The sequence below is a fragment of the Chromobacterium sp. ATCC 53434 genome (assembly GCF_002848345.1).
In the GTDB taxonomy this organism is placed as follows: domain Bacteria; phylum Pseudomonadota; class Gammaproteobacteria; order Burkholderiales; family Chromobacteriaceae; genus Chromobacterium.
The window spans coordinates 1858394-1869035 of sequence record NZ_CP025429.1 but is presented as its reverse complement, the minus strand read 5'-3'; the positions used below and the strand labels follow the sequence as shown (position 1 = coordinate 1869035).

The following is a 10642-nucleotide window of genomic DNA, read 5'->3' as shown; positions in this document are numbered from 1 at the left end:
CGGCGGCGCCGGGCTCGCCAATCCGCTCCAATGGCATTTTATTAATCCGGCAGTAATAATCCGTACAGATTGTATACTTCCGGCATGGAAAAAATCGATGTGCGCAAGCTTGAACTGGCCGCCCGTGAGCAGCTGAGGCGTACCGCTATCCGGATGTACAAGCGAGGCCGGTCTCAAGCCAGTATTGCCGAAGAACTCGGGCTGCGCCGCCCCACCATTTCCGCCTGGGTGGTGCGTGAGGCAGCACTAGGTGCGCAGGGATTCAAAGAACAGAAGCGCGGTCGCGCCGAAGGCACCGGCCGTCGGCTGACCGAGGCGCAGGAAGCCCGGATCAAGCAGGACATCGTGGATCGCACGCCAGACCAGATGAAGCTGAGGTTTGCCCTGTGGAGTGCTCAGGCGGTCAAGGCTGTAATCAAGCAGATGTTTCTGATCGATCTGCCGATCCGTACTGTCCGTCTGTACTTGGCCCGCTGGGGCTTTACGCCGCAGCGCCCGCTCAAACGCGCTTATGAGCAGCGACCGGCAGCAGTCGAGAAATGGCTCAAGGAGGAATACCCGGCTATCGTCGCGCGTGCCAAAGCGGAAATGGCTGAAATCAGCTGGGGCGACGAATCGGCGGTGTCGAGTGTTGAGCACTTTCCGCGTGGCTACGCCCCAAAAGGCCAAACCCCAGTTCTGGTGTTATCCCAATCGAAAAGAGCGCGCATCAACTTGATTTCGGCCATTACCAACCAAGGCAAGATGCGCTTCATGCTGTACCGGGAGACCTTGACGGCCCGGGTGCTGATCAAGTTTCTGATGCGGCTGATCCGTGATGCTGGCGGCAAGAAGGTGTTCTTGATCCTCGACAACTTGCGCGTGCATCACAGCAAGCTGGTGCAAGCATGGTTGGAGGAGGAAGAGAACAAGAAGGCGATTGAGTTGTTCTTCCTGCCCAGCTACTCACCGGAACTGAACCCGGATGAATACTTGAACGGCGACCTGAAGGCCAGAATGAGCGCAGGTGAGCCGGTTCGATCAGACGGTCAACTTCAAGGGAAAGTGCTGTCCCATTTACGCTCATTGCAGAAGCAGCCGGCCAGAATCCGGTCGTACTTCCGGCATGAAAAAATCCGCTACGCGGCATGAGCTTTCTGTACGGTATTTGACTGCCGGATTAATAGCTGTTCCGGCGCAGGAAATCGATGTTCAGCGTCAGCGGCGTGCCCAGCCACATCGCGTAGTCGGTATGGTCGACCACATCGTCGCCGGTCAGCGGATGCACCAGGATATCCAGTCCGTCCCGATGCAGCATCAGCCAGGGCACCAGTTCGCCGAACAGCTCGCCGGCAAACTCCACCTGGTACGCCCCGGTCGGGTGAGGACCGTAGGCTACCTCGCGCCACCGTCCCAGATTGACGTCGAAGCGCGACGGTATCAGCTCGCGCAAACGCCGCGCCTGCGGCTGCTGCTCGGCCTCGAAATACACATGGGCGTGAAACGCCTCGATTTTCGTATCTGGTCTTGTCATTTCCCTCTCTCCCGCGGATCCGGCCATCGCCGGCCCGACAGACCGTTCGCCGCACCGGCTCCTTCCGGGCAGCATGATGCGAAAAATACATCTTAAAACATATCTTAAAATACAAATGCCCGACTATGCAAGAGACATGGCGAATGCTGCGCGACCGGGTAGCGGCGGCAAGAGGGAAAGGCGCCCGCAACGGCCATACGGAACGCCACCCAGCCTGCGTTGCGGCTGCAACGCAGGCTGGCCGCGAACGGCGAGCCGGCTCAAATCGCCAGCGTGGTGGCGGCGACGGCTTCGGCGCCGATATAGGTCAGGGTATGGTGCGACAGCGTCTGGCCCGCGCCATCGCTGATGGTGGCGGTCCCGTAGGTGACGCGCCTGCCGCTTTTCATCACCTCGGCGCGACAGTAAACGTCGCCCCGCGCCCCGCGCAGGAAATTGGTTTTCATTTCCAGCGTGACGATAGGCGCATCGATGCCCAGCTCGGTCATCGCGGCTAGCCAGAAGGCGGTGTCTGCCAAAGACATCAGGCAGCCGCCCTGCACGATGCCGCCGGGGCGGTAGAACTGCGGCTGCGCCGGCAGAAGCAGCTCCACTTTTCCGGCCTGCACATGCCTTACCTGATAATGCCAGATGGTGGCGAACGGGGCGTTCCGCAAAACCTCCTCAGCCTGCTCAACGGTCTCCAGCAATAACGGCGGCTTCTCCATCGCATCCTCCGGACCTGCGTTGTCCAGCGCATAGCGTATATGCGCCCAAATTTCATGACAAGCGCCTTACCGTAAAACGAAGCCCGGCCGCCCGCCGGACAGCGATGGCGACCGCGTCAAACCAGACGGCCGCCGTTCGGCGCCGGCAGCGCGAACTCCGCCAGCACCACATTGCCGGCCTCGTCGTAAACGCCGGTGACCAGCACCTCGGAACGCACGCCGGCGACGCGCTTGGCCGGGAAATTGCACACGCACAGCACCCGCCGGCCTATCAGGCTGTCCGGCGGATAGTGGTGGGTAATCTGCGCGCTGGACGTCTTGACGCCCATTTCGCCCAGATCCACCGTCAGCACATAGGCCGGCTTGCGCGCCTGGGCATTGAGCGCGGCGCCGACAATGGTGCCCACCCGCAAGTCCACCTTCAGAAAATCGTCCCAGCCTATTTCGTTCACTTCATCTCTCCTTGCCTTGAAACAGCCGGAAAGTATGACAAGGCAAGGGCCGCTGCGCGCTCGCAGGACTATGCTCTAGACGCGCCGGACTCTGCCGCGCCCGGCGCTGGGCGGCTCGCCGAAGTGCAACCGGTAGGCGGCGCCGAACGCCGACGCCGACTGGTAGCCGACCTGCAGCGCCACGTCCAACACGCTGCCGGACCGGGTCCGCAGCAGGCTGCGCGCCCGTTCCATCCGCAGCCGGCACAGATAGGCCATAGGCGTCAGTCCGGTCTCCGTCTTCAGCCGCGCATGCAGCTGGCTGGCCGACAAATGGCAGGCCGCCGCCATGTCCGCCACCGTCAGCGGCCGCGCCAGCCGGCTAGCCAGAAAACGATCCAGCCGCGGCGCCAGCAGAAAAGCCGACGGCGCCAGCCAATCCAACAACAAGCCGGCCAGCGCCGGCTGGCTGGCCTCGGGCAACGGATGCCGCGCCGCCCACGCGGCCAGCTCCCTGGCGGCCGGCGGCAAGGTCAATTGGCGCGTCGCGCCGCCGCAGGCCGGCAGGTTCAACACCAGCTGCCGGTTGCCGGCGGCACCGGCATAGCAATGGGCCACCCCGGCCGGAATGCACACCGCCTCGCCGGCGGCGTTGCGGTAGAGCACGCCGTCCATCTCCAGCTCCAGCGCGCCCTCCAGGCCGATCACCCATTGCTGGTGATCGCCATGGACATGGCGGATGCTGTCGCTGCCGTAATGCAGCAATTCGACTTGGGGACGGGACATGGCGTGGATGCAAGCGGCGCAAAACCGACACGATAGGCAGAGTGGGTGCCCAAGGCAAGCGCAGCCGGTCCCGACAAGCGCCGTCGCCACGGAAAGAATCACAGCCCGGTCGCTCAATCCGGCGGAAGTTCCGGATACTGCGGCAAATCGTCGGTGATCGCGTGCCAAGGGGCTTTGGAGCCGACGAAGATGTGCGCGGACGGCAGCATGCCCGGCGCGTCCAGCAATGTGCCGAGGGCGACATGGACGAACTCGCCATCGCGCACCACCGAGTACAGCAGCGAGCCGCAACGCCGGCAACGGACGTCGTGCGCCTTGTCGTCGCCGTAGATCAACGTCTCGTCCCGCCCCTGCAGCAGGTCGAGCTTGCGCCGCTCCATGCCGGCAAAGGGCTTACAGGCGGCGCCGGTGGCCCGGCGGCAATTGCCGCAATGGCAATTGAACGCGTACAGAAACGCGTCCGGCACCGCATACCGCACGCTGCCGCACAAGCAACTTCCCCTCAGCATCCGAAGCCTCCCATGCAGACGGAACGGGCGGGGAACGATGCCGCCCCCGACAGCGCAAAACGGGCGAGGCGCCCGAAGACGCCCCGCTCCATCATGCCGTCATCGCTTGACGAATTCGGCATTCTTCTTGTCGATCGCCTCGATGCCGACGACCTCGCACTGCCCCGCCTTCTTCTGTTCCACCGTGCCGCCGATCTCCTTGCCATGTTTGTCCAGACACTCGCCCACATGCATGAACGGCTCCGCCAGGGACGGCACGCCGCCATACCCGCCGCCGCCGCCGGCATGACACACGCCGGAGATGGCCAGCAGGGAAACCATCATCGCCTTCTTCATGATCATTCACCCATGGCTTCGGCACGAAGTCCCGTTCAAGGTCGGTGTCGCGCGCTCGCGCCATCGGGCATCGCCGTACGGTGGCTTGCTGCCGGATTCGTCGCGCAGAAAACCTGCGCAACTTCATCATAGCCCGCCGCAGGCGTCCTCTGCTGCCAAGCATAGACAGCGCACAAGCCGATCCCATCCCATTATTGCCCAGTCAAAAATGTCAAGAAAATAAAAACCGCTTGATCTAGAAAGATAAGGTGATCGGGACATGCCAATGGCTTGTCGGTAGACGCCGCCAACGCCAGCCGGCCAAGATACAGGGAAAAGAAAAGTGGAACTCGCCAAACATTTCTCCAGAACGGGCAGCTCTCGGGACATCGTCGACGCGATCAACGACGCGCAGGCGGTCATACAGTTCAAGCCCGACGGCACCATCATCGGCGCCAACACCATTTTCCTGGACTTGCTGGGCTATTCGCTGGACGAGGTGGTGGGCAGGCACCACAGCATGTTCTTGTCGGACGGCGAGAGAAACAACCCTTCCTATCAGCAATTCTGGACTGATCTGCGCCAAGGGAAACACCAGACGGCGCAATTCAGGCGCGTGGCCAAAAACCGGCGGGACGTGTGGATACAGGCCTCCTACATTCCGATCCGTAAAGGCGACAAGATCGTCAGCGTCATCAAGTTCGCCACCGACATCAGCGGCGAGGTAATGGTCGTCGCCGACCGCAAGGGGCAGATCGAGGCCATCAACCGCTCGCAGGCTGTCATCGAGTTCAGCACCGACGGCATCGTCCTGCGCGCCAATCCGAACTTCTGCCGCGCGCTGAACTACGACGAAGAGGAAATCGTCGGCAAGCACCACCGAATGTTCGTGCTGCCGGAAGAAAGCCAAAACGACACCTACCAGGCCTTCTGGAACAGCCTGAGAAGCGGCGTGTTCCACGAAGGGGAATTCTGCCGCGTGGCGAAGCACGGCCGCAAGGTCTGGATCCAGGCAACCTACAACCCCATCTTCGACCCCGACGGCAAGATAATCAAAATCGTCAAATACGCGACCGATGTCACCGAGGCCGTCAAGGCGAGAAACTCCAGCAAGCTGATGTCGCTGATCATCAATCAGACCGACAACGCGGCGCTGGTGGCGGATCGGAACGGCCTGATCATCTTCGCCAACGACGGCTTCTCGAAAATGAGCGGCTACGCGGCGGACGAGATCATAGGCAAAAAACCGGGGCATATTCTGCAGGGCGAGGAAACCAATCCGGAAACCGTCAAGAGAATCGGCGCCTGCCTGCGCGAACAGCGCCCCTTCCATGGCGAAATCCTCAATTACACCAAGGCCGGGAAACCCTATTGGGTTTCGCTGGCCATCAATCCGGTATTCGACGAGACCGGTCATCTGGCGAACTACATCTCCATCCAGGCCAACATCACCGAAACCAAGGAGAGGGAAGAGGAATACAGCAAGAAATTCGCCGCGATAGGCATGTCCAACGCCATCTGCGAATGGAACACCGAGGGCAAGGTGCTGCAAGCCAACGATTACATGGTTTCCCATCTCGCGCTGAAGGACAATGAAGAGCTGCAGGAACACGCCCGCCCGCTGTCGGAAATCATAGGGTCGGATAATTTCAGCCGCGCGCTGAAGGGTGAAATGCTGACCGAAGAATTCAAAATGCGGAAAAAGGACGGATCGATGGTGCTGATGAACGTCACCGTCTGCCCGCTGACCTCCCAGCAAGGCGTCGTCAAGAATATCGTCACCTACGGCGTCGACGTCACCGCCAAGATGGAAGCGGAAAGAGTGACCGACCAGGAAATGCGCCAGGTCATCTCGTCCAGCGAGAAGATCGCGTCCATCATCGGCACCATCAACGACATCGCCGCGCAAACCAATCTGCTGGCGCTGAACGCCACCATCGAAGCCGCCCGCGCCGGAGAAATGGGCCGGGGTTTCGCAGTGGTGGCCGACGAGGTAAGAAAACTATCGGTCGAGTCGACAAAGTCGTCGAAGGAAATCGCCGATCTGGTCGATGAGTCGATAGACCGGATAAAAATGCTGGAGGCTTCGCTGAACAATCTGAAAACCAATGCCAAGTGATGGCCGCTCCACTCGAAAACAAACGCTTCAGAGTACCGCCGCCATGACGCGTCCGCCCCGCCCCGCCGACCGGTTCGTCACCTCCGCGGGCCGGGTTGAATGCTCGATTTTGTCGATGCTGCGCTATTGACATTCTAAAAATGTTGACAAATCAAAAAATTAACTGCAAAATCCGCAGAAATCGCTTCATGTTGTCCAGCTCAAGAGCCATCAAAGCTCCTCTTCTCAAGCCAAGTCTTACTTCCAAATCATCAGTCGTTGGCACGCGAAGGTAGTTGTCACAAGCCTAGCCAGCAGCCCATTGCAAGCCGCCAAGCACGAACCCGTTGAATGCGCGTCGACCGATTGGAATTCCTTGTCTCGCAGCCTACATGACATCCGGGCAGAACTCATGAAAATATCGCAGGCCGTCCTTACCGAAGGGACGCGCTTTAATCATTGCAAGCCGTGCCGAAGGCATGGCGATCGGAATATAAACCATGAAAATTCAGGAACTGAAACAGGGTGACCTGATCACCCAGCAAATCGACAATCTGGTCGTCTCGTTCAAAGTCTTGTCCATCAAGCAAATCGGCCGCCGCTTCCAGGTCACGTTCAGCTCGGCCTCCGGCGTCGAGACCGCGAGCTACCAGGCCGACGCCCTGCTCACCTCGGTCTGATCCGCCGCGCCGCGGACAAGCCCCGCACCGTAGGGTGCGTCACCCCAACGGGGCGACGCACCGCCGGGCGACGCGCCATCGGCCCACACCCCACCCCGCAACACAAACCGCCCGCCATTGCAGCCAGCATGCCAGCGTGGTATAAAGCCGCGTCGGAAAAGGCAGGCTTGGTCTGGTAAGCCCAAGTCCTTTCGGTAACGAAAGCTCTGGTCTTTGGCCTCGCGCACAAGATCCCCGCGACGAACAGCAGGCGCTGCAAGCGCCCATTGTTCGTCCGTGCGGGTCTGCAGGCGAGAAACGCTCCGGTCGAACATCGATACCCGAACCTCGACTTAGGAGCCCCTCATGCGCAATCACCATTCCTCCGCCTACGACGACATCATCGCCGGCGCCGGTCCCGTCGGACTCTTCCTTGCTTGCGAGCTTCGCCTGTTCGGCCTTTCGGTCCTGGTGCTGGAGCGGGCAAGGGATTCATCGTCCCCGTTGAAGCGCCTGCCATTCGGCATGCGCGGCCTGTCAATTCCCACCGTCGAAGCGCTGCACCGTCGCGGCCTGCTGGACGAAGTCGTCGCCGAGACCGACGCCAGCGGCGCGGCCAGACAGGCGGAGGCAGGCGCGCACTGGATGCAGCAAGCGCGTCGCGCCGCCGGGCATTTCGCCGGCATCCCCTTCTATCACGACGACATCGACGCCTCGAGCTGGCCTTTCCGTCTGCCGGGCCCGGCCGACGCCCCGATGGCGGTCGCGCTGGACGTCTTCGAAAGCGTCCTGGCCCGCCGGGCGTCGGCGATGGGAGCGGAAATTCTGCGCGGCGTCGGCGTCGACGGCTATCTGGCCACGGACGACGAGGTGACCGTCCACGCCGGCGGCGAAGCGTTCCGCAGCAGTTGGCTGGTCGGCTGCGACGGCGGCCGCAGCGCGGTTCGCAAGGCCGGCGGCTTCGCATTCGCCGGCACCGATCCCGAGTTCACCGGCTATACCGTCGACGCGACGCTGGCGGAGCCGCACGCGCTACAGCCCGGCCGGCACTACACGCCGACCGGCATGTACACCTACGCGCGTCCCGGCGTGATCGCCATGGTCGAATTCGACGGCGGCGCCTGTCATCGCCATCAGCCGCTGACGCGGGAGCGCATACAGGATGTATTGCGCCGCGTGTCGGGGATGGACGCGGCGCTGACCGACCTCAAGCTTGCCACCACCTGGACCGACCGCGCCTGTCAGGCGACGGCATATCGCCGAGGGCGCGTGTTGCTGGCCGGCGACGCCGCGCACATCCACTCGCCGCTGGGCGGCCAGGGCCTCAATCTGGGAATAGCCGACGCGATCAATCTGGGCTGGAAGCTGGCCGCGACGCTAGGCGGCACGGCGCCGGCCGGGCTGCTGGACAGCTACCACGCCGAGCGGCACCCCGCTGGCGCGCGGGTGCTCGACTGGTCGCGTGCCCAAGTCGCGCTGATGCGCCCCACGCCCAGCACCCGCGCGCTAGCGGCCGTCATCCACGACCTGGTCGGGACTGTCGACGGCGCGAGCTACTTCGCCGAGCGGGTCTGGGGCGTGTCGCTGCGCTACGACCTGGCCGGCCGGCATCCGCTGACGGGTCGCAGCATGCCGGATTTCGAATTTGCAGACGGAACGAAGGCCGGTTGCCTGTTGCGCAATGGCCGGGGGCTGCTGCTGGATTTCGATGCCGACGCCCCGCTGTCGACCGCGATACGGCCTTGGCGAGGGCGGGTCGACTATGTAGCGACGAAGGCCAAGAACAGCCTCGGCCTGCGCGCCGTGCTGGTGCGGCCCGACGGTGTCGTGGCCTGGGCCAGCGAAACAGCTCCCGACGCCAAGGAGATAGCGGCGCCGCTGGCGCAATGGTTTGGCCAAGCACAAGAGCCCAACGATCACCCGTAGGGTGCGTCACCCCGAAGGGGCGACGCACCATTGGGCGACGCACCGCTGGGCGACGCACCGTTGGGCGACGCACCATCGATATATCCTGCCAAATCCACCCCTGTGAGAATGGAAAACAAACGGTGCGTCGCCCCGTTGGGGTGACGCACCCTACATGGCCGGCGCAATGGTTTGGCACCCAAGAAAAGCCGGACGATCACCCGTAGGGTGCGTCACCCCGAAGGGGCGACGCACCACTGGGCGACGCACCGCCAACATATCAATCAACAATTAGGTGGCCGTAAAACACCTCGCCCACAAACAAAAAAGCCGCCAGCACAGATGCCGGCGGCTTTTGCCTTATCTCACAAAACTCAGCTCAGGGACTGATCGCGAAGAACACGAAAGAGGCGAAGATCACCAGGTGCACGATGCCCTGCAAAATCGTCGTGCGCCCCACCGATAGCGACAAGGAACACGCCACCAAGGTCAGCAACAGGAAGATGGTTTCCTTGATTTCCAAGCCCAGGATCAGCGGCTCGCCCATGAACACGAAAATCATCGCCACCGTGGGAATGGTCAGGCCAATCGATGCCAGCGCCGAACCCAGGGCCAGGTTCAAGCTGGTCTGCACCCGGTCCGCCCGCGCCGCATTGGCGGCGGCCAAACCTTCCGGCAGCAGCACCAGGGACGCGATGATGATGCCCACCACCGCCGCCGGCGCGCCGGCGGCCGCGACGAAGCTCTCGATAGACGGCGACAGCAATTTGGCCAGGGTCACCACCCCGACCAGACAAATTAGCAGCATCGCCACGGCAAGCAAGGCCATCTTGTTCGATGGCGGCGGCGCGTGCTCGTCCTCGTCATGGCTGCCTTCCACCAGGAAATAATCGCGGTGGCGAATGGTTTGCACAAACACGAAAGCGCCGTACAGCACCAGCGACACCACGCCGGTGAACGCCAACTGCGACGACGACAGCAGCGGGCCCGGCTGGCTGGTGCCGTAATTGGGCAGCACCAGCGCCAACACCGAAATCGCCGCCAGCACCGTCAAGGCAGCCTTGGCGCCGCTGAGCTGGAAATTCTGCTCGCGATGGCGCAAACCGCCCAGCAGCAGGCAAATGCCGAGAATGCCGTTGCAGGTGATCATGATGGCGGAAAAGATGGTGTCCCGCGCCAGCGCCAGCTTCTCCTCGCCCCCTCCCAGCATGAAGGAAATGATCAGCGCCACCTCGATCACCGTCACCGCCAACGCCAGGATCAGCGTGCCGAACGGCTCGCCCACCTTGTGCGCCACCACCTCGGCGTGGTGAACCGCGGCGAATACCGTTCCCGCCAACAAAACCGCCAGCAGAACCAGATAGAAAGCCTGTCCGCCCGCCGCCGAAGACGCGGCGATGGCGGCCCAGGCCAATACAGGGGTGACAATGGTCCAACGCGGAATCGTGTTATCAATCAATGGATTTTCCTTATTGTTGACGAACGGCCACCTGTCTCGCCGGGCAAAGACCTGGCAAGGACAAGCCGGGCAACCGTTCGGGAAGAGCAATCGAGAAACCTGCATGAAGGCTGCTTTAAACCACAGCATAGCAGCATTAGGTAAATAGACCACGAGACGGATAATGGGTTCGGGCTTTGTAAACAAACGGTGCGTCACATGCCGCCACCCGCAGGCCCACCCGCCGGACCAATGGCAGGATGCGTCCCACCGTAGGGTGC

11 protein-coding genes are annotated in these 10642 nt (G+C 62.2%); 4 read left to right on the top strand and 7 right to left on the bottom strand.

All coding sequences use genetic code 11. The annotated features are described in order from the left end of the window. The first annotated feature begins 84 nt into the window (after positions 1-84). Entirely contained in the window at positions 85-1131 is a 1047-nt protein-coding gene (locus tag CXB49_RS08475) for an IS630 family transposase (RefSeq protein WP_101706528.1), read from the top strand. Between the two features lie 28 nt (positions 1132-1159). Here the strand turns inward: CXB49_RS08475 and CXB49_RS08470 are convergent, their stop codons facing one another. The 6 genes from CXB49_RS08470 to CXB49_RS08445 form a co-directional block, all read right to left on the bottom strand. Continuing rightward, a complete protein-coding gene (locus CXB49_RS08470; RefSeq protein ID WP_101707988.1) occupies positions 1160-1513 on the bottom strand; it encodes a DOPA 4,5-dioxygenase family protein in 354 nt (117 codons plus the stop codon). 260 nt (positions 1514-1773) lie between these two features. Further along, positions 1774-2220, bottom strand: coding sequence for a PaaI family thioesterase (locus CXB49_RS08465; RefSeq protein WP_101707987.1), 447 nt, complete (start codon positions 2218-2220; stop codon positions 1774-1776). 116 nt (positions 2221-2336) lie between these two features. Further along, entirely contained in the window at positions 2337-2672 is a 336-nt protein-coding gene (locus CXB49_RS08460; RefSeq protein ID WP_101707986.1) for a tRNA-binding protein, read from the bottom strand. A gap of 75 nt (positions 2673-2747) precedes the next feature. Further along, positions 2748-3437, bottom strand: coding sequence for an AraC family transcriptional regulator (locus CXB49_RS08455; protein ID WP_101707985.1), 690 nt, complete (start codon positions 3435-3437; stop codon positions 2748-2750). 113 nt (positions 3438-3550) lie between these two features. Next, on the bottom strand, positions 3551-3946 hold the full coding sequence (locus CXB49_RS08450; protein ID WP_101707984.1) for a GFA family protein: 396 nt from the start codon (positions 3944-3946) through the stop codon (positions 3551-3553). Between the two features lie 99 nt (positions 3947-4045). Continuing rightward, positions 4046-4282, bottom strand: a complete 237-nt coding sequence (locus CXB49_RS08445) for a hypothetical protein (RefSeq protein WP_158300681.1) — start codon at positions 4280-4282, stop codon at positions 4046-4048. Positions 4283-4604: 322 nt separating this feature from the next. On the opposite strand from CXB49_RS08445, the gene CXB49_RS08440 reads away from it, so the two are divergent. From CXB49_RS08440 to CXB49_RS08430, 3 genes are all read left to right on the top strand, one after another. Beyond that, the gene (locus CXB49_RS08440) at positions 4605-6380 is read left to right on the top strand and encodes a PAS domain S-box protein (protein ID WP_101707982.1); all 1776 of its coding nucleotides are present in this window, start codon (positions 4605-4607) and stop codon (positions 6378-6380) included. A 479-nt stretch (positions 6381-6859) separates the two neighbouring features. Then, the gene (locus CXB49_RS08435) at positions 6860-7039 is read left to right on the top strand and encodes a hypothetical protein (RefSeq protein WP_101707981.1); all 180 of its coding nucleotides are present in this window, start codon (positions 6860-6862) and stop codon (positions 7037-7039) included. Between the two features lie 345 nt (positions 7040-7384). Then, the gene (locus tag CXB49_RS08430) at positions 7385-8944 is read left to right on the top strand and encodes an FAD-dependent monooxygenase (RefSeq protein WP_101707980.1); all 1560 of its coding nucleotides are present in this window, start codon (positions 7385-7387) and stop codon (positions 8942-8944) included. A 358-nt stretch (positions 8945-9302) separates the two neighbouring features. Here the strand turns inward: CXB49_RS08430 and CXB49_RS08425 are convergent, their stop codons facing one another. Next, positions 9303-10382, bottom strand: coding sequence for a calcium:proton antiporter (locus CXB49_RS08425; RefSeq protein WP_101707979.1), 1080 nt, complete (start codon positions 10380-10382; stop codon positions 9303-9305). Positions 10383-10642 lie beyond the last annotated feature (260 nt).

Bases quoted from the DNA above. Each gene is read 5' to 3' on its own strand.
- CXB49_RS08475 (WP_101706528.1), top strand. From the start codon at position 85: ATGGAAAAAATCGATGTGCGCAAGCTTGAACTGGCCGCCCGTGAGCAG.
- CXB49_RS08470 (WP_101707988.1), bottom strand. From the start codon at position 1,513: ATGACAAGACCAGATACGAAAATCGAGGCGTTTCACGCCCATGTGTAT.
- CXB49_RS08465 (WP_101707987.1), bottom strand. From the start codon at position 2,220: ATGGAGAAGCCGCCGTTATTGCTGGAGACCGTTGAGCAGGCTGAGGAG.
- CXB49_RS08455 (WP_101707985.1), bottom strand. From the start codon at position 3,437: ATGTCCCGTCCCCAAGTCGAATTGCTGCATTACGGCAGCGACAGCATC.
- CXB49_RS08450 (WP_101707984.1), bottom strand. From the start codon at position 3,946: ATGCTGAGGGGAAGTTGCTTGTGCGGCAGCGTGCGGTATGCGGTGCCG.
- CXB49_RS08445 (WP_158300681.1), bottom strand. From the start codon at position 4,282: ATGAAGAAGGCGATGATGGTTTCCCTGCTGGCCATCTCCGGCGTGTGT.
- CXB49_RS08435 (WP_101707981.1), top strand. From the start codon at position 6,860: ATGAAAATTCAGGAACTGAAACAGGGTGACCTGATCACCCAGCAAATC.
- CXB49_RS08430 (WP_101707980.1), top strand. From the start codon at position 7,385: ATGCGCAATCACCATTCCTCCGCCTACGACGACATCATCGCCGGCGCC.